This is a genomic window from Pantoea sp. SYBGC1 (genome assembly GCF_057197005.1).
In genome coordinates this window covers 152,445-171,190 of the sequence record NZ_JBXUNM010000005.1, presented here as the reverse complement: position 1 = coordinate 171,190, position 18,746 = coordinate 152,445, and the positions used below count along the sequence as shown (strand labels likewise).

Sequence of the window (18,746 nt, the reverse complement as noted above, 5' to 3'; positions counted from 1 at the left end):
CCGTCAGGAATGAAAGATTCGCTTTCTGCACAGTGAGCTGGCGCATTTCGCAGCACATGAAAAATCCATGTAAAATAACCAGGTGGCGCCGGTGTTCTATATGGATTTTAAACTGACACTACAGCAGTTACGATACATATGTAAATTCCCGCTCCGTCAGGAAACGGTTGTGGCTGCTGAATGTTCCTGCTGAAGCCCTCAGCAACTGCCGGTCATTCTGAAGATGCTGCAAATACTCCGGAGGCGCAGTTTTCCCGTCGCGGTACGCTTCTGGCCGCTGACGGTTTTGATACTGCGATGCACTTTACCGGCACTCTGCGTAACGGTATAGGCGGCAAGCAGGTATTTGGTAGCCAGCATCTCTCTGCCAGTAGTCCTCTCAGCTGCCTGCGCCAGGTCATAGACCGGCTCTATACCTGCCGGCGCATGACGACTGCGCAGGTACGCATTTCTTCTTTTTTAATCTCGTTGGGTGTAAAAATAAACTTCTCTGCCTCTCGGGCCTTACAGAAATAGTCCTGCACAAGCGGATAAAGTTCTGATGCAAGTTTTTTATGATATTCACACTCGCCTATTGCAAGCATACTCAGCCCAGGATACTGGTAGATCAGCTTAATGACAATTTTCTCATCTTCTGGCTGTGCACCGTCGATGACCGCGATTTCTGCTTTGTGGCATTCCAGCACGCCAAACAGAGCCTCTGCAGAATGACAGCAGGCCGCAACAGAATATCCCGCGTTCAAATTCATGACTGTTTTCATATCCGTCGAATAAATCGGGTGCCTCTCTAATATAACGACATTTTTTATCACGACATCCTCCGTGCACAATTAAATGTAAGATTCTTTCACTCTTTACATTCAAAATTTCCGAATGTGACTCCGTAACGAAGTTCTTTCTTAATAGTGAACCAGAGCAAAAGTCTGACCATACAAGGGCAACCTCATTCTCTGAGATGGATCTGTTCTTATTTTTCATATGCATCAGGGCTTGTCAGCCTATAATGATGAGAAATTTCTGTGATGTTCTAGAATCTGAGGATATGGCCTGGCCGGTAATCAGACACTAATCCGCCGCTTTCCTGGTTCAGGGAGAATTATGAAGCTCGTGATAAGTTGTCAGAAATCCGGTGTAATCCTGTCCGCTTTAACCAAAAATTCCGGAAGAACGACTATGCAATCACGCTACAAAAGGCCCGTTTCAATAGCCATTCTCGACGATCACTATGTTGTTCTGCATGGTATGAAAGATATTCTCAATCAGGACAGTGCGGTCAGCGTCAGAGGAGTATTTTCAGAAAGTGAATCTTTAATAAAATTTCTGCGCAGTGAATTGGTGGATGTCACCGTCATGGATTTCGAGCTGTCACCTTCTGATACTGACGGGCTTAACCTGATAGGCATCCTGCGCCGCACATTTCCACAGACAGCGTTGCTGGTTGTCTCTGCGCATTATAATGCCGCTACTGTTGCCTCAGCACTACGGGCCGGAGCCAGCGGCTTTATTGGTAAGAACCGGCCGTCTGACGATTTACACAGGGCGCTGGCCGACGTCAGTGAAGGAAAAGTATTTATTGAAGCGGAAATGGTGCAGCTGCTTTCAGATCAGCAGATTTACGGCAATAAACTTATCAGAGGGAATCTGAGTGAAACTAACGTACAGGAAGCCATTTCTCTCACGGCGCTATCGCCAAAAGAGCTGGAGGTCATACGCTGTTTCCTTACGGGAATGAAAGTGGGCGAGATCGCGGAAAAATTTAACCGCAGTATTAAAACTGTCAGTGGTCAGAAGCAGCGTGCCATGCGCAAGCTGGGACTGAAAGCCGACCATGAGCTTTATCTCATCAAGAGTGAGCTTTTAAAGGTAATTCAGCCCTAAGTCTCGCAAGCCACTGCGTTCCTTCACTTGGTGCGGGAATATACCCTTCTCTGAGCTTTGACTCCATCTCTTCCGCCAGAGACGCAAGGCCAGGGCAGTCATATACTAGTGCAGCGCCCCTGATGCGATGTGCATAATGGATCATCATCCGGGTATTGCTGCTGCTTATTGCGTGGTGCAGACCTTCGATGTCTTCTGTCAGACAGGCGGTAAGCTCAATAGCGCTGAGCGGAGAAGATACGGGCAATACTGACTGCACCTCTCTGGTCACTTTGCACCACCGTGACAACAGCTGGCTAAGCGCTTTAAGGGAGACTGGTTTGGTCAGCAATGCGTCTATGCCGCATGCGTGACAGCGTTTCTGATGGACTTCTCCACTCATCGCTGAAACAGCAATCACGGGCATCGGGTCAAATTCCCGCTCGATTTCCATCTGACGCACCCTGCGTGCAACTTCATAGCCATCGATATCCGGTAGATTACAGTCGAGCAGCATTACGTCGTAGTAGTTCTCCTCTTCCAGCAGACGCAAAGCTGTCGTGCCGTCTGGCGCAATATCATAGTGGCAGCCAAGCTGTTCCAATTGGGCCCCCAGCATTCTCTGATTTGCCTGGTGGTCCTCAACGACAAGAATACTGGTGTTCGGTTCATAACGTGGAAGACTGAACGGCTCTGCGACAGGGCTGGGAGGAACACAATGTCTGGCAGGAAGCTGTATACGAAATGTCGATCCTGCTCCGGGCTGACTGTAACACTGCAATGTGCCGCCCGCCAGCCTGATGAGCTGATGACTGATGTACAGACCCAGTCCACTCCCGTCGTAGCGACGTGTGGTTGCAGTGTCAACCTGCGTCCAGGCTGCAAAAAGCCGGTGCTGATTTTCCTTTGCGATGCCAATTCCGGTATCCACCACGTCAATACAGAGCTGACCTTCAGCTTCTTCCCCGGACATCCAGTACAGACTAAGCCGGACTCCGCCGTTTTCAGTAAACTTGATGGCGTTTGAAATTAGATTGGCGACAACCTGCCGCAGGCGGTACTCATCCGAAATTATCCATCCTCCCTGATTGCCAAGCGAGTCAGATAGCTCAAGGGTCAGCCCTTTTCTAATGGCCAGCGGCTGAAAGGCTGCAACCAGCGCGTTGAGCGTGGCGGAAAGCGAAAAGCAGTTCTGCTCAAGCCGCATCTGATTTTGTGACAGTTTGGTATGATCGAGAATGTTGTTAAGGAGGGTAAGTAAGTTTTCCGAAGAAGAGCAGGCCAGCTCAACATATTCTTTTCGCCGCTCTTCCGGACACGGCAGCCGCAGAAGTTCCAAGGCCGCAATAAGCGCATTCATCGGTGTCCGGATTTCATGACTCATCATGGCCAGAAACTGGTTTGTACGCTGTTCGCTATGAACCGCTCGCCTTTTCATCATCACTGATCTGTACAGCAGGATTACCAGAGCTAACAGAAGCAGAATGAACAGACCCATTTCGACGGCGTACTGAGAAAAGATCACGCCAAAGGAAGGGGTACCGAGCTGCAACTCACCAGCCCAGTTATTATATATGGCATCTGCCTGCCGGGCCGGCATGGCTGACAGCGCTTTGTTCACGATATCCAGAAGGAGTGGATTATGTGCTTCAATGCCCATATGAATACCGGCAACCATAGAGGGGATCTGTCCTGCCACGACCAGCTTATGTGAGTAGGACCGATGAAGCAGCGGTCTCAGCACCAGGTCCGGACCGATTCCGGCATCCGCTTCAAGCGTGTAAACGCGTCTGAAAAGTTCATCCGCGTCCGTTACGGGCTGCAGAATAAGGCCGGGAGAATGCTCCCTGAGCCAGGCCTCATGCCATGTTCCGGCCAGCACGGCCACACGTTTTCCCTGAAGATGATCAAGCGTGCGGCTGCTGCTGGTATCACGACCAGTAACGATAAGTGTGTTAGAGGTCATCCAGCGCTGTGATATCGACCAAATTTTGTGTACTGAAGCTGGCATCAGTGCCGGAACCAGGTTGGTATATAACTGCGGAAGTTCACCTGTACGCGCCGGAATGAAACGTAGTCCGGTTGCTTCCCCGATAGCATTCAGATAAGCGCGACTCAGACCACGATGTTGCCCGTTCTCGTCATATTCAAGAGGCCAGACTGGCATATAGGCGTAGCTCACCTGGCGGTGGCTCTTGATCCAGCTGATCTCGTCCGAAGTCAGGCGCAATGATGCCGAGGCCGCAGCCTCATGGGACAGCAGAAGAATACATAAAGCCCACAGAATAAAAGATCTTAACATAACCGTGACAGCCTGCTCAGAAGTCAGGTATCGCCGACAGGTCTTTACCCGCCTATCAGCGTTACCTCAAAGACGGTTATTTGAACAAGTGACGGGTGCTTACGGCTACAAGACCACTCTCAACCTTTACGATTTTGCACTCAGGCAGCAGGCGAAGAGATCAACCCTTCCAGACAGGATATCCACTCAGACTGGTGCCAGTCAGTTTCAGGCAGCCCGTTTCTGAGCGCATCCTCAAGTGACCCTGCGTAAAGAGACAGTGCGTCAAGTTCATACATAAGGGCTGCGCCCTTCAGACGATGGAGATGATGGACCATATAACGCAGGTCGCGGTCTGCCATAGCTTTTATAAATGCCGACAGGTCATCCTGCAGAGCACGATTAACGTCAGACGTCACTACCGGTGCAACAGGGTTTACGGGTGAAAATGAAACTTGACAGGCAGGACACCATTCGGCCAGCAGGTCGGTTAAATGTGACATCCGAACCGGCTTAGTCATTACTGCATTCATACCGCTGGAGAAGCACTTATCTTCATGAATCTGACCGGAAAGCGCCGAAATGGCAATAAGCGGCGTCTCTTCGCGCTCATCCTGCCGCTCAAACTCCCGGATATGCCTGGCTAGCGTGTAACCGTCCATGTCCGGAAGCCCGCAGTCAAGGAAGATGATATCGTAATAGTTCTCATCCCTGAGCTGAGCCATCGCACACTCAGCGCTGTCCACCGGGCTGACATGACAGCCCAGTGCCTGAAACTGATCCGTCATGAGCCTTAGGTTAGCCGGATGATCTTCAACCAAGAGCACGGCGGCAGAATATTGATAAGAAATCTGCGCCAGCTCAGACGCATCCGGAAGTAGCGGGGCGGGACATTCTTCAACCGGCAAAACGATCGTCACAGTCGTTCCCTGCTCTGTGCTGCTGTTCAGCGTCATCGATCCTTTCATAAGCGACGTCAGTCTGCGGCAAAGGAAGAGTCCCAGTCCGCTTCCGCTGGCCGGATGGTCTCCTCTGGACCACGCGGTAAACAGCCGCTGCTGAAAATCCGTTGTCATGCCAGTTCCGGAGTCTCTGATCTCAATTTCCAGACCGCATATTCTGTCATCTGACATTTCGGCAACCGCATGAACGCTTACGCCACCCTGTTGCGTAAACTTTATGGCATTCGAAATCAGATTTGTTAGGATCTGACGCAACCGCAACGCATCTGCTTCTATCCAGCGTGTGCTGAACTCAGGAGAAAAGGTTAATTCAAGCCGGAGAGTTTTTGCTTCAGCCGCCAGACGCTGACTGTCACAGACTGCCTTCAGCAGATCCGCCAGCCTGAGTGGTTCAGCAGACAGGATAAAATCAACCTGTTCAAGCTTTTCATTATCAAGGAGAGTGTTGAGCAGCTCCAGTAAGTTTAGCGCTGACGAATGCGCCAGATTGTTATAGGCATGCTGGGGTGTCGGCAACGTTTCTTTCTGCATAAGCTCGAGCGCTGCAACAATAGCATTCATCGGCGTACGTATTTCGTGGCTCATAACAGCGAGAAAATCACTTTTATGCTGCTCACTGCGTCTTGCCCTGCGACTTGCGCGTATGGCTGTAAAAAGCGCGGCAAACAACAGCACTAGCATGATACTGAAAATTGCAGCTTCATAACGGTAGTAATAAAGCACAAGGGCGATCCCTGGCGTACCGATGTCAACAATACCTACCCATCTGGCAAATATTTGCTGTGCCTCCTTTGCTGTGACTGTTTCCATCGTCTTATCAAGGATGCTAAGTAGTTCAGGACTGGTAGGTTCGACAGCCATGCTGATGCCGCTGGCCATCTCGGGCACTTGGGCAATAATGGCAAGCTTATGAAGATAGTGACGCTGAAGTATAGGCAATATAACCAGACCGGAGCCAATGGCAGCTGCGCTGTTTCCGACCCTGACAGCATCGAGTGCCGCATTGATATCAGGCTCAACCTGCAGCCTGATGTCAGGATAATGATGCTTCAGCCACGGCTCATAATCCGATCCAGCCGCAATGGCCAGTGACTGGCCTTTGAGCTGTTCCAGGGTGCGAATACGTACAGTACTGTTTTTTCCAACAATCATGGGCATGGTGTTAGCCCACGCTGAACTCATCAGCCATTTGCCACGCTCTTCCGTTGTGAGCAGGTCACGGTTGACCGCCGAGATAAGCATCGGACGCTGTAACATAGCTTCAGTCGGGGAAACATAGACAAATGTCAGACCCGTTCGTCGTGCTATATCGTCCAGAACAGCCCGGCTGAGTCCTTTATGGACACCCTTTTCCTCAAATTCCTGCGGCCAGCGCTCACTTACGGTATAAGTAACCGCAGGATGTGCCTCAATCCAGGCGCGTTCTGCTGGCGTAAACAGAGCAGAAGATACAGGCGTACAGTACGCAACAAAGGGCATGCCCATTATGACTACGGCAATAAGCTGTTTCAGCAAAGTAGGGTTCCCGATTCGTGAGCCTGTTTAGGATCTGACAGTCTTTTCATCATAAACCAATAAACCACCCTTGGCTGCCAAGCCGTATGGCCTGCTTCATGGTTATTACTACACAATCAGGTTAACTTAATCTTCCTTTGCTGAAATACAGGTATAAACATCCGGTTTATATGATGCACTTCAACCTGCGTTCAGTGTTTATTTTGTGATGTGTAATCTGTTAAGTGAATCTGGTAAAAATTTACGTATGCCACTGCTCTGCCAGCGACGCGATTAAAACCTGATACTGCTTTGGCACTCAACACCCTGCGTTTGGTTTCTTGCGGCCTGTAACCTCCCATAAACTTATTCGAGAGACACGCCTGTGCCAGTTGCTATCTTTTTCTTCGCCTGAATTGCCAGCTTAAAAAGTGCCTGCATTTCTTAAACTGTTTTTCGTAAGTTTATGGGGCAGTGCGTGTGACATGGAGGGATTCACTAATGACCGAATAGGGGCACGCTCCCCTAGTTTTCGGGCTTCGCAGCAATGCTACACTAACGTTTTGCGTGCGCTCTAGGTTGTTGGATGCAGGAAAGTTACAAGCGCGTAGAAAATTTGCGTGCCTTTATCCACACCTGGTAAATTTGTTTCCTGAATCACGTTCTGTTTATCACGCCCGGCAGCTGAAATGTCAGACCCCGGCCACGTAGCGGTCGCTGTGTGACAGAACCGCATCCGATGAAGTGCTTAGTGCAGCCTGCCGCTTGAAAATCCGCAGACGTAGCGCTGCCGATCAGAATTATTTTTCAATCCAGATCGGCGGCGCAATGCCCTGACCGGTTTTGTTCTTTCGAACGGGAGATAAGGATCACCGGGCATATTCTCAGAGCGCCGGTATACAGACTCTCTCGCAAGTGACATTTAAGGGATTGCGTCTGACCAATAATCATCTCAGGCTCGCCTAGGGGGTTACGTTGGTTGTCAGGCCAGCGATAAGATTTCACGCTTTGCAGCCCATGCCTGCACCGCAAGCCGACAAGAAAAAGTGTGTTGTCAGGGTTTTCTCCTGTCGGCAATATCACTCGTTGCGTTGCCGACGCAGGCTGAACGTGCGCTTTTCAGTTGGCACCGTGATAATACCCAGACATGCAACGATCAGGCCCACGCCTGCCCATCCCCAAGGTGGGAGCCTTTCACCGACAAGCAGAACGGCCAGCAGCGCAGCAACAACCGGCTCCAGAAGCGTGAGGGTGGTGGCCATACTGGCCGGAATGCGCGCCAGCCCGTAGCCATAGCAGAGATAGCCCAGAAACATCGGCACCAGTGCCATATACAGACCCACCGCAGCGTTATTCCAGGCCGTCAGTAGGGGGGCGCCTGTTATCAGGAGCACAGGCATAAGCAACAGACCGCCAGCACCAAAGGTCACGCCCATCGCGGCACGGGAGGCTATACCGGCCTGCATGAGTCGCCGTGCTGACCACGAATAAAAAGCATAGGTAAAACCGGCCAGCAGGCCCAGAACGATACCGGCCAGGGCATGGGGATGAGCGGTACTGCTTCCATTGCTTTCGGCAAGACAGAGCAACCCCATGCCTGTGACCCCCACGGCGGCACCCCACATCCACTGTCGGGTCAGGCGAAGCCCATCAAGGCGGTATTCAATCAGGGCGGACAGAATCGGGGCAGAGCCGATAGAAATCACGGTACCTACCGTCACGCCGGCAGAGTGCATGGAAGCATAAAACGCGAGCGGGTAAATCGCCACGGCCACCGCGCCGGTGAGCAGAACGTGCCGGTTCTGACGTATCAGAACGCGCTGGCAAAGTATCGCGGTGGCTGCGATAAGCCCCTGCAGCAATCCCCCCACGCCCATGGCTACCGCGCCCACGGCCAGCGGGCTCAGGCCCGGGGCATAGGTCGCGGCAGTGCCAGTGGTTCCCCAGAGAACGGCGGCGACCAGCACACCCGCTATGCCGCCAGGGCGTTGTCCAGAACGCATCAGTACCCCTCCATCATCTGTCTGGCCATGTTACCGGCCTGCGTCACGCAGCCGCTGTTCCCTTCAAGCCCGGCGCGTGACATGCTGCCTTCCAGCAGAAAAGCAAAATGCCGTGCCATATCGCGTGCGCGGTCAGCCTCTCCGTGCAGGAGTTCCGTCAGGTGCGCAGTCAGTATCGCCTCCACCTCTTCTTTATGCTCGCGCACAGCCTGCCGTCCCGGTGCCCCGGCGGGCAGCTCTGCCGCCGCATTCAGGAGGCCGCAGCCGCGAAAACCGTTCTCATAGGCATATTCCGCGTGATCTTCGTAAGCCGCAAACACCGCCATTACTCGCTCCCGGGGCGTTGTGGCGCTGTCCAGTCGGTTTTTATACAACAAGAGCCATTCGTCATGGCGAACCCGGAGATAGGCCGCTACCAGTTCATCTTTAGAGGCAAAGTTGTTGTAGAGGCTTTTTTTCGCCACACCGGCTCTTTTTACAATGGCGTCAATGCCCGTGCCGTTGATGCCATGGTTGTAAAAAAGCACGCGCGCTGCACCGAGCAGTTTTTCATAGGCGGTTTCAGAGTCTGCAGATAACGCTGTCATGTTCAGCCTCTTTGACGGGTGAGTAGGTAGACCAGTCTACCTACTTTAAGAGATTGATCAAATCACCTCTTTATTTGTCACAAAAGAACCTGCAAGAGGAGTCAGCTACAGGGGGGCCGATCGCCGGCAGGAGAGGGTACAGAGACAAACGATGTAGCCGGGTGTACGAGGTTAAATTGCATACCGGCAATCCCGATAAAAAGAGGATAGGGGCGTTTGATACAGGGTAAGCATATTTTGCAGCAGCCCTGTTCTGCATGGATTCTGTCTTTGTACCTAAGTCTCTATGTTCAGCATGAACTCCGCAGATACACGTCCGCTTATGCTATAAAGCGGTTGGCCGTAAGCGAATAATCAATAGCAGTCAGCGTAAACCGCGTGAACTGAGCTCATCGGAAGCCTGTCTGGATGCCCGAGAGATGATTATGTGTAGTCCTTCAATCAGCAGTGAGAAAATGATAAATGTATGGATCCTGCCTGTGTGGCACAGTGGAATTTGAACTCACCGTTGACCCGGCACGTTTTTATCGCTGCCATTGCTCGCTTTGCCGTAAACAGAGCGGCACCGGTTACAATCTCGCGACCATCGTGAACAGCCATGCGTTTCGTTGGGTGAAAGGAGAAACGTGTATTGCCTCATGGTCCAGGCCCACGGGCTACCGCACTGACTTTTGTACGGTATGCGGCTCAACCGTGCCGAACCTTCTGCGCGACATGCCTTATGTCTGGATCCCGGTAGGCTTGCTGAACGAAAAGACAGCCATGACATGTGCAGGCGACTTCTGCCTCGACGATGCCATGCCCTGGGATAAGACCCGTTCAGACCAGCAGCACGCAGGCCCGGTAGACTCGCTGGCCTCTCTTTTAAAGAGCCTGCAAGTAGCCCCCTGAAAATATACCGCTGACCGATGCTTCGGCCTGCGGTGAGGTCTGCAACACACCCGCGTTTTCCATTTAACTTAAGTGCGCACAGTGAACCCACGCGAGCGCCGTGATGTAAAGCCCGCACCCATACGCCAGATGCGACAAGGCACTAAAGAGGCGCGCCCGCCAGGGGTGCGGGGTGCGTGCTGCCGCGATGCCAAAACCCAACGCAGGTTGAAGAATCATAAACGGTGCAAGCAGCGTCAGGAAAGCGGTCAACACCGCCGTGAATACTTCAGGCTCGTGATACCAGCTCGTCCCTGTCAGTACAACGGGTATGCAGGCAAACGCGATGCCCGTGAGATAATGAATGACCCAGCCGGCAAGTCCTTCTCCTTGTATTGGAGGGGTTGTCAAAATGGTGTTGTGTATGACTTTTCCCCGTAATAGCCCTAAAAACAAGCGGCCCACCAGTGCATACTGCAGCGGCGGCACCTTGAACAGGTACCGCTGGCACAGCGACCAGATGTCCATCGTAAGCGTTGCACCGATACCGGCTACGGTCGCCTGAGCGACGATCTCTAAATTCATTTCTCAGAGCCTCATTAATCAAAGATGGTAAGCTGCTGTGCAGTGTGCAACTTCATCTCAGGTTCAAGTCAACTATGAAAGAACTGGATATAGGAGACGTAGCGAAGCGGGCCGGTGTGCCAGCCTCAACGTTGCGGTTTTATGAAAAGAAAGGATTAATTCGTCCAATTGGTCGCCGTGGTCTGAGAAGACAGTACGCTGAAAGCGTGCTCCGCACGCTTGATCTTATCGCAATGGGGCAGGTGGCGGGATTTACGCTCAATGAGATTGCGACGATGTTAAATAAAGATGGCCGCACGGCCATTGACCATACCCGCCTTGAGCAACAGGCCCATCACATAGACAGCGCCATTCAGCGGTTGCAGCTGCTAAGCAGGGGTCTCAGGCATGTTGCCCGGTGCACCGCACCTGAGCAGACAGAATGTGATCAGTTTAAACAGATGATGGCCAGAGGCTTGCGGCTTTTCAGGCCGTGAGCGCAAGCGATTTTTTGTTTGCGGCCTTGTTCAGTGGTCGCTGCGCACTTCAAGACGCGTGCACGTGGTTTTGCCATAAAGCGCAGCCGCAGACCGATTGCTATGGTTGTCACAAGGTTAAAACGTATACCGGTTACCAATGCAGAGGCATACCATCCATCCGACGGCAGAGAGGGGTCTGTCAGTGCGCTGTTAAACAGACGGCCTGCAAGGGTGATGTCGCCCCGGTTTGCTGAACAGCAGCTTCATACGCTAAATGGCATAACCAGCATAAACGCCGGGCGTCACAGGCTGGCTTGTTCTGGCATAAGCAGATTGGTCTCATGCGGATCTCCGTCAGGAATAAGAATCAGACATGACACTCTCGCAATAGTATTACCTCTTTCAGCCTGCAGACCACACCGAACAGCCAGCTGGCCCAGGGACTAAGGGGTGACCCGGTTGCCCGGGCGTCGTTTTTCAGCAAACGCGTCTGGCTTAATCAGACTCCAGTGGCACCGTGGCCGATAAATTTCACTTTCAGCCTTAATTCTGCAGCCGGCTGGGGCCGGCGCCTGCACTGGCGGCGCGTACGCCGCCGCTGAGGACCGGACGGTGCGAGGCCACCGTCCGGGGCTGTGCCCTGTTCATCTCCTGCGTGCTGATTCTCCGACTTCGTTCGCCGTGCACAAACCTGCCACGCGGGCCGCGCGGCGCAAGGGCCGCATGCTAAACGTCTGCGCCCGGTCCCGTTGGGCTGCGGCCTTGCCGTTTCCCTTGCTGGCGCTTACCTGCGTGCCGGTTTCTGTCGCACGGCGACGGAACTCGGAGAAACATCATATGCACAGCAGGAGACATAACATGTCACAGCAACACCCCAACACCCCGGCTCGGGAATCTGAAGAATCATCATGCGAAAACACCTCTCGTCTGCGCTTTTTCAGCCGGCTCTACGCGCGTGACCCGCAGGGTAACTATGTCATGGCAACCGACAGCCAGGTGCTGGCGGAAGCGGCGCTGGCCATTGATTACCGTTATCCCGTGGGAACCAAATTCACATCCTCTGCGGCGTCCGCGACCTATTTTCGTCATAAGCTGGCCGGGTATGCGCGCGAGGTGTTTATGGTGGCGTTTCTGAATAATCAGCATCAGCTGCTGGCCTGCGAGGAGATGTTTCGCGGCACGCTGGCCTCAACAGAGGTCTCCCCCCGCGAGGTGGCGCGTCAGGCGCTGCTGCATAATGCCGCGGCGGTGATACTGAGTCACAACCACCCCTCTTTTACGCCTGAGCCGTCGCGCGCGGATATCGACATCACGCTTCGCCTTAAACAGGCGCTGGCGCTGGTGGACATCCGGGTGATCGATCACATTATTGTGGCGGGTCACACCACCACGTCGCTGGCCGAGCGCGGGCTGGGCGGGCTGTGAGGCCTTTACGCGGGGCAGGGCTGCCCCGCAGGCTTAACAGCAGATACCATGGTGTTTGTGTCTGTCTGTTGACTGCAAAACCCGTCAAAGCGTGCCGAAAAGTGCACAAGTAGAATGCATGCAGACAGAAAACCTGTTTCAGGGGGGACACCAGCTCTGCAACGACGAGGCATTGCATACTGATTACTTCCTGCCTGTGCATCCACGCTCGTGCGTCTTTTAACGGCATCGGCTTTCGCCTTTTGCGTATCAGCATCGCCTGCCAGTTTTTATCCGCTTTAACAGCTTTAATTTCATCTTTTTCAATATCCCGGTTTTGAGTCCTGTTTTGCTAACCTGTCACTGAGGCATCAGACAAACTCGTTTGGTTTTTGAACAGATAAATCGGCTCGCTCAATGTCCGTTTCAAGATGCATGAGACGCTAGCAGGCTCTGCCCGGGGTGAAAGGGCGTTAGCAGACATTCAATTCAGTTAAGCACTCTCTGTTTCATGTTGCAGGGTATGATTTTCTGCGCGTGACACCAACCAGATACCTACTAAGGAAACGGCCATGCCCGCAGCCAGGTGCCAGGAGAGCGGCTCGTTAAACATCGCCCAAGCCCAGAGCATTGTCAGCGGCGGGCTCAGATAGAGCACCGTGGACACGCGCGTGGCAGAACTGCGGCGCAGGCAGAGCCAGTAGAGACCATATCCCCCGAAGGTGGGCAGAGTTGCCGTCCACAATACGCTCAGCATGAAACCTGCGGAGGGCAGGGGAACCAGACTGCCCTGGCTGCCGCCGGCAAGCGCAAAGACCACACTGGCCACGCAGCATTGAACCCAGAGGCCGGGCAGCAGCGGCATGGCGTGCTTAGCCGGGATGCGCTTCTGCCACAGGGTGGCCACGGCAAGCGAGAGCATGCCGGCGACGGGCAATCCATAGGCCCACAGAGGCGCATTACCTACGCTCAGCACGCTGTGCATCACCCACAGCATGCCCGCTAATCCCACGAACAGCCCCAGCCAGACCCTGCAGGCAATACGCTCGCCCAGAAACAGCGCTGAGAGCAACGCCATTCCCACCGGCAGCAGATCCGCGAACAGGGCCGCGAGCCCGGCGGGTACGCCCAGCGCGATACCCAGTATGACACCGGCCATATAGCCCGCCATGGCCAGCAGGCCAATCCCGGCATGAATGAGCAGCGTATTGAATGGTGTGTTTACCAGCGTTTTACAGACAAAAGGCAGCAGCAACAGCGTCAGCACAGCGAAGCGCCAGAACACCACCAGCAGCGCAGGCGCATAATCAATCGCAAAGCGGGCGCCAACAAAGCCTGAACTCCAGGAGACCAGTAATCCCGCTTCAAGCAGCGGCAACGGAAGAACGTAAAGCCAGTGAGCACGCATGATTTTTCCTGGTAAGAAGCCTGAGCACATTTCCAAAGGCTACCCGGCAGGTGTAATCTGGTAAATCAAAATAACCTGCAGCAGTGATTCAGGAAAACGAAATCATGCCCGATACGCTTCCCATTGAGCTGTTACGCACATTCCACACTGTGGTAAGAACCGGCAAATTTAGCGCGGCAGCAGAACACCTTTATAAAAGTCCCGCCGCGGTCAGCACGCACATTCAACGGCTTGAAGCGGTGGCGGGCGGCCGGTTACTGCACCGCGATAACCAGTCTGTGGCCCTCACGACGCTCGGCAAACGCCTGCTGGCCTCAACGGCTGAGTTATTACGCGCGCACGACAGAGCACTGGCCGAGCTGCAGGGCACCCGTCTTGCCGGCCGACTTACGCTGGGCGTGCCTGACGAATACGCCGCCCGGATCATCAGAGAGATTCTGCCCGTGTTTTCAGCCGCCTGGCCAAACGTGGTACTGGCGCTGAAAATGGGCACCAGCGACATGCTTAAAGAAGAGGTGGCGCGCGGCAAGCTGGATATGGCGGTGGTGGTACAACCGCATGAAGTGGTCATTCCAGGTGCCGTGTTGCTCATGACCACCACCCCGGTCTGGGCCGGTCCGGTTAACGCCAATCTGACTGTGTGCAATCCACTGCCGCTCGCCGTTTACGATGCGCCCTGCGTGTATCGCAAAGCCATGACCACGGCACTTGAGGCAGATGGACGGGACGCGCGCATTATCCTGGAGAGCCATTCCAGTCAGGCGGTTCATGCCTGCGTGGAAGCCGGTCTGGCCGTGAGCGTTATCGATCGGGCAAAGGTCACTGAGCGCATGCAGATCCTCGATGGTCTGCCTGCCATTCCTGACCACCACATTCTGCTGTTACGCAGCGACACCGCCGGTAAGAATGAAGCCGTGGCACTACTTACTCGTGCCATTCAGCAGTTCTTCCGCCTGTAAAATCTGTGGGTGTGCGATCAATGCCTGATAAGGCCGTTTCTGTCATGCGCTCTTCAAAGAGTGTTGATCTGTTTGAACATTCAGGCAGGGCAGGCGATTGCTTTTCAGCACACAGCGCGAACCTTCCCTGCATGATCCCGGAAACGGCTACGTAATGTCCTGTTCTTTAAAACGCAGTGAGTAAAAAAGAAAATTCAGCTGATTGATACCGACAAGCGTACTGACAGGTGGCCTGCCGCGGCGCAGGCGAATATTTCGCTAAGACCTGCTCCAATTAAACGGCCCCATCAGGCAGGGCTGCATAATACGATAGAGCACAGCATCAGAGTATGTCTGCATCTTGACTGCGGTACGTAACCATTACATACCGCAGTCAAGATGCAGGGTACGGTTAACGTAATATGCATACCGCAGTCAATATACAGGAGCGTTTTGCCGTTCTCCGCATACCGCAGTCAAGAAAGCAGCCTCACTGATACCCGCTGCATACCGCAGTAAAGAAACGCGGAGAGGGATAATCCGTTCAGGGCAGGTCTGCCTGGCACTGGGGTCTATGCATACCGCAGTCAATATTGCATACCGCAGTCAATTTTTAGAGAAAGCTGATGTCAGGTCTTTGATTTTGCCAGGGCTTCAGCCAGTTTGACTGGATCAATACCGGCTGTTTTCAGCGCTTTAATCACCTCATCATAATTCTCATCCGTTGCGGTGGGCGCTGGCGTATCTGTTAACGCTTCTTCGTCGCGCTTTGACAATCTGGCGCGCTGAATAAGTTTAGGGTTGCGGTGGTGAACCACAAAATAGACTGCGTTACCGCGTTTGATCTCGGTGTAATCCAGATAGCCAATCTCTTTGAGCTGCTCCATGGCTTTTCTGACCGTGTGATTCTGGGTATAGACGCTGGAGGTCAGGTTCAGCCGATCCCGTAGCCGCTTCATGGAGATAGGGGCAGGGTTTTGCGGCAAACTTTCAATAAACGTGTAGAGTGCCTGAGCCGACTCTTTGCGGGGCAGGGCATCGATGGCTTTTAGCCGCAGCAGCACGCGCCTGTCCATGTCGTAAAGTTCAAACAGCTTCGGCTCTGCCTCAATCTCGACAAGGTTCTCCACCACATCATAGGAGGCAGACTTTACCAGATGCGTCACCCAGCCCTTGGTCTCGTTCTGGAACTTCAACGTAACAGACGCCAGTTTGAACAGGGAATTGCTGATACGATCGCGCATTTTCTGATTAGAGCGCCGGCTGTCGAACCCGCACATTTTCATGAACTCAACAAAGGTGAGTTTAAGCGCGCTGTTTTTTACGCCGTGTTCAGCCATGGAACGCACAATACCCAGCCAGACTTTGAAATCGGTATCCATGTCCAGACGCGAGCCGGTGATTTTGACGTCGTTGTATCCCTCACTTTTCGCGATAGACAACTGCACCAGTTCTTCGGTGGCATCGGTGACGCTTTTACGGTTGGTTTTGCTGCGACTCGTTGATTTCAACGTGGGAACGAAAAGTCCCAAACGCATCAGCGGGACTGGCTGCACCGTGCTGGATTTGTTGATATCCAGTGAAACGATCTCGCCCGTGGACTTGTTGGTTTCTTCGAGATTTAGCGGTAACGGACTGGATTTCTTTGCCATTTTGCCTGCCAGCAATTGTTTACAGACAGTGAGTCTACCTGCATACCGTAGTCAAGGTAAACCCATACCGTAGTCAAGGTACTTGCATGCCACAGTTAATGGCAGTACATACCTCAGTCATGATGTTGCATACCACAGTCAATGGCGACACCCTTTCAGGGCAGAGCTGACGCGGCCTGCAGAGGATCGGGGATCTCTTTGGGATCTTAGAGGATCTCTATAGGGATCTTATTATGGGATCGAGCTGGTGGAAAACAGGGATAAACGCGGTAAGTGACTGTTTAGCTTGTATGATGACAGGATTACGCAGGCGCTGACTGCATGAGCCTTAAGAAAAGACGTGTTGTCATTGACCTTACATACCGCAGTCAAGATCCCTCTTCTGATGTGGCGATACGTTTTTTACAGACAGCCCGTGCACAGTGATTTTTCAGGATCCTATACATGTCAGTGCTGATACGCCCGGCGTAATGATTTTCATGTCATACACCTGGTTCAAACGACATTGCAGGGCCAGTGCCGGCAGCTGGTTTTATCTTTATTACAAGGCTCTGGTCTGCAGGTGAGCTCCTCACCTGGTTACCTGAGTGCTCGCGTTAATGGAATCGGCCAGACCGGGGTGTCTGGCTGATGCGTCTGATGCAACCTACACGACTACGGTTTAACGCACTGTGACTGCTACTGGCTGCAAAATCTGAGGCAAAAACCCTGCTGACGCGGAGACCAGGCATCTATCCGTTGTGGTCAGCACAGTGAAAACTTGATCTGGTGGAATATCTAAAGTGCATCAGGGCCTGGCAGGCAGCACTATACATACTGTTTTTTTATCGCAGCGCACAGAATTGATCAATAAGCAACCAGATGAGTGAGCGTTTTTCAGCATACGATTCCGCGCTATCTATCCACAGGATTTCGGGCTGGCTGTACACGTGATTTGTTGATAACACCAGGTAACCGTGTCCGGCAGGGCATTGATGCAGCGTTTCCTCAAGGCGTCGCTTGTCCTGCATGGCTTAAGGCAAAAAAAAGCCTCTACAAGCAGAGGCAAAGGAGTTCAGACAGGAATTACACATTACAGAGGTAAACCACGCAGTGATAATAACACCAAGAAACTATATGGATAAAATGAATTTTTTGTTATGTCTGGCCCTGATCATGGGCAAAACTTGCTTTGCTGTATGCCCTAAAGCGGCCTGTATTTGAAAAGGGAATGTACGTGCATACTCTGTTTACACCGCTGCAGCACATAATAAAAAGATGCGTTACGCCTCTCTTTACGCCATGACTGCCACAGGGTCCCGCTCTTTACTGCATCCTGCTCCCATTGTCAGTAGCAGTGCTGTCATCGGTTGAACGCGTCAGGTCCTCCCACTGACTGATTTCCTGATTCAGTGCCGCAAGTTTCTGTCGCACCAGCGCCAGGGCATCACTGCCTAATAACAAATGTGCAGGCGGGTTCGGGCTCTCAATCAGCGTCAGTATGGCCGCTGCCGCTTTGACCGGGTCGCCGGGTTGCTTTCCGCTTTTCTCCGCCCGAGCCTCCCGAATGGGTCTGAACAGCGCGTCATAGTCGGCAATGTTACGGGTGCTACGAACCATTGAACGCCCCGCCCAATCAGTGCGGAAGGAGCCTGGCGCCACAGCGGTCACATGTATGCCGAAAGGCGCAAGCTCTTTGCCCAGCGCCTCCGAAATGCCTTCAAGCGCAAACTTGCTGCCGCAGTAGTAGCTAATGCCGGGCAGGGTAATCAATCCACCCATTGAGGTTATATTGATGATATGCCCGTGACAACGCTGGCGCATGCCCGGCAGGACCGCTTTGATCGTGGCTACTGCGCCAAACACATTGACGTCAAACTGATGACGCAATTCGTCAAGGGAGGATTCCTCCAGAATGCCTTCATGACCGTAACCGGCATTGTTCACCAGCACATCAATCTGACCTACCGTTGTCTCAACTTCTCTGACAACCTCGTGAATACGCTCAGCGTCGGTGACATCAAGCAGGCGACCTGTGGCACGCTGTACATCAAGCGCTTCAAACGCCTGGCATGCTTCACGGCTGCGTACGGTGCCGATAACCCTGTGTCCGGCCCGGAGGGCCTCCCGTGCCAGTGCACGACCAAAGCCGCTGCTGACGCCTGTGATCAGAAATGTTTTTGATGACATAACATGAACTCCCGTGAACTGTTGAGAGGGCATGGTATTCTCGTCACTGGCGTATTTTTAGACCCTGTCTTCTCGTTT

At 53.1% G+C, this 18,746-nt stretch carries 14 protein-coding genes; 5 read left to right on the top strand and 9 right to left on the bottom strand.

The window, feature by feature from the left end; genetic code table 11:
• Positions 1–410: 410 nt before the first annotated feature.
• Positions 411–812, bottom strand: a complete 402-nt coding sequence (locus tag AC2CF9_RS11350) for a helix-turn-helix domain-containing protein (RefSeq protein ID WP_484557034.1) — start codon at positions 810–812, stop codon at positions 411–413.
• A 361-nt stretch (positions 813–1,173) separates the two neighbouring features.
• Between AC2CF9_RS11350 and AC2CF9_RS11345 the strand changes: the two genes are divergently transcribed.
• Positions 1,174–1,878, top strand: a complete 705-nt coding sequence (locus tag AC2CF9_RS11345) for a response regulator (protein ID WP_484557033.1) — start codon at positions 1,174–1,176, stop codon at positions 1,876–1,878.
• Here the strand turns inward: AC2CF9_RS11345 and AC2CF9_RS11340 are convergent.
• The 4 genes from AC2CF9_RS11340 to AC2CF9_RS11325 all read right to left on the bottom strand — a co-directional run bounded on the left by AC2CF9_RS11340 (position 1,844) and on the right by AC2CF9_RS11325 (position 9,184).
• Entirely contained in the window at positions 1,844–4,159 is a 2,316-nt protein-coding gene (locus AC2CF9_RS11340; RefSeq protein WP_484557032.1) for an ATP-binding protein, read from the bottom strand. The genes AC2CF9_RS11345 and AC2CF9_RS11340 overlap by 35 nt on opposite strands.
• Positions 4,160–4,299: 140 nt before the next feature.
• Positions 4,300–6,615, bottom strand: a complete 2,316-nt coding sequence (locus AC2CF9_RS11335) for an ATP-binding protein (protein ID WP_484557031.1) — start codon at positions 6,613–6,615, stop codon at positions 4,300–4,302.
• 1,058 nt (positions 6,616–7,673) lie between these two features.
• Entirely contained in the window at positions 7,674–8,600 is a 927-nt protein-coding gene (locus tag AC2CF9_RS11330) for a DMT family transporter (protein ID WP_484557093.1), read from the bottom strand.
• The gene (locus AC2CF9_RS11325; protein ID WP_484557030.1) at positions 8,597–9,184 is read right to left on the bottom strand and encodes a TetR/AcrR family transcriptional regulator; all 588 of its coding nucleotides are present in this window, start codon (positions 9,182–9,184) and stop codon (positions 8,597–8,599) included. Before AC2CF9_RS11325 ends, AC2CF9_RS11330 begins: the two co-directional genes overlap by 4 nt.
• A 462-nt stretch (positions 9,185–9,646) precedes the next feature.
• On the opposite strand from AC2CF9_RS11325, the gene AC2CF9_RS11320 reads away from it, so the two are divergent.
• Positions 9,647–10,075, top strand: coding sequence for a GFA family protein (locus AC2CF9_RS11320; RefSeq protein WP_484557029.1), 429 nt, complete (start codon positions 9,647–9,649; stop codon positions 10,073–10,075).
• A 63-nt stretch (positions 10,076–10,138) separates the two neighbouring features.
• On the opposite strand, the gene AC2CF9_RS11315 is transcribed toward AC2CF9_RS11320, so the two are convergent.
• The gene (locus AC2CF9_RS11315; protein ID WP_484557028.1) at positions 10,139–10,639 is read right to left on the bottom strand and encodes a DUF2938 family protein; all 501 of its coding nucleotides are present in this window, start codon (positions 10,637–10,639) and stop codon (positions 10,139–10,141) included.
• 74 nt (positions 10,640–10,713) lie between these two features.
• On the opposite strand from AC2CF9_RS11315, the gene AC2CF9_RS11310 reads away from it, so the two are divergent.
• Together AC2CF9_RS11310 and AC2CF9_RS11305 are read left to right on the top strand one after the other, a co-directional pair.
• Positions 10,714–11,115: a helix-turn-helix domain-containing protein gene (locus AC2CF9_RS11310; protein ID WP_484557027.1), complete on the top strand. Its 402-nt coding sequence runs from the start codon at positions 10,714–10,716 to the stop codon at positions 11,113–11,115.
• An 840-nt stretch (positions 11,116–11,955) separates the two neighbouring features.
• A complete protein-coding gene (locus AC2CF9_RS11305) occupies positions 11,956–12,522 on the top strand; it encodes a JAB domain-containing protein (RefSeq protein ID WP_484557026.1) in 567 nt (188 codons plus the stop codon).
• Positions 12,523–12,994: 472 nt separating this feature from the next.
• Here AC2CF9_RS11305 and AC2CF9_RS11300 read toward each other — a convergent pair whose 3' ends face one another.
• Positions 12,995–13,909: a DMT family transporter gene (locus tag AC2CF9_RS11300; RefSeq protein WP_484557025.1), complete on the bottom strand. Its 915-nt coding sequence runs from the start codon at positions 13,907–13,909 to the stop codon at positions 12,995–12,997.
• 104 nt (positions 13,910–14,013) lie between these two features.
• On the opposite strand from AC2CF9_RS11300, the gene AC2CF9_RS11295 reads away from it, so the two are divergent.
• On the top strand, positions 14,014–14,868 hold the full coding sequence (locus tag AC2CF9_RS11295) for a LysR family transcriptional regulator (protein ID WP_484557024.1): 855 nt from the start codon (positions 14,014–14,016) through the stop codon (positions 14,866–14,868).
• Between the two features lie 608 nt (positions 14,869–15,476).
• On the opposite strand, the gene AC2CF9_RS11290 is transcribed toward AC2CF9_RS11295, so the two are convergent.
• A complete protein-coding gene (locus AC2CF9_RS11290) occupies positions 15,477–16,499 on the bottom strand; it encodes a RepB family plasmid replication initiator protein (protein ID WP_484557023.1) in 1,023 nt (340 codons plus the stop codon).
• Positions 16,500–17,804: 1,305 nt separating this feature from the next.
• Positions 17,805–18,668: an oxidoreductase gene (locus AC2CF9_RS11285; RefSeq protein WP_484557022.1), complete on the bottom strand. Its 864-nt coding sequence runs from the start codon at positions 18,666–18,668 to the stop codon at positions 17,805–17,807.
• Positions 18,669–18,746 lie beyond the last annotated feature (78 nt).

Coding starts and splice junctions, on each gene's coding strand:
- AC2CF9_RS11345 (WP_484557033.1), top strand. CDS start 1,174: ATGCAATCACGCTACAAAAGGCCCGTTTCAATAGCCATTCTCGACGAT.
- AC2CF9_RS11340 (WP_484557032.1), bottom strand. CDS start 4,159: ATGTTAAGATCTTTTATTCTGTGGGCTTTATGTATTCTTCTGCTGTCC.
- AC2CF9_RS11325 (WP_484557030.1), bottom strand. CDS start 9,184: ATGACAGCGTTATCTGCAGACTCTGAAACCGCCTATGAAAAACTGCTC.
- AC2CF9_RS11320 (WP_484557029.1), top strand. CDS start 9,647: ATGTATGGATCCTGCCTGTGTGGCACAGTGGAATTTGAACTCACCGTT.
- AC2CF9_RS11315 (WP_484557028.1), bottom strand. CDS start 10,639: ATGAATTTAGAGATCGTCGCTCAGGCGACCGTAGCCGGTATCGGTGCA.
- AC2CF9_RS11310 (WP_484557027.1), top strand. CDS start 10,714: ATGAAAGAACTGGATATAGGAGACGTAGCGAAGCGGGCCGGTGTGCCA.
- AC2CF9_RS11305 (WP_484557026.1), top strand. CDS start 11,956: ATGTCACAGCAACACCCCAACACCCCGGCTCGGGAATCTGAAGAATCA.
- AC2CF9_RS11300 (WP_484557025.1), bottom strand. CDS start 13,909: ATGCGTGCTCACTGGCTTTACGTTCTTCCGTTGCCGCTGCTTGAAGCG.
- AC2CF9_RS11295 (WP_484557024.1), top strand. CDS start 14,014: ATGCCCGATACGCTTCCCATTGAGCTGTTACGCACATTCCACACTGTG.
- AC2CF9_RS11290 (WP_484557023.1), bottom strand. CDS start 16,499: ATGGCAAAGAAATCCAGTCCGTTACCGCTAAATCTCGAAGAAACCAAC.
- AC2CF9_RS11285 (WP_484557022.1), bottom strand. CDS start 18,668: ATGTCATCAAAAACATTTCTGATCACAGGCGTCAGCAGCGGCTTTGGT.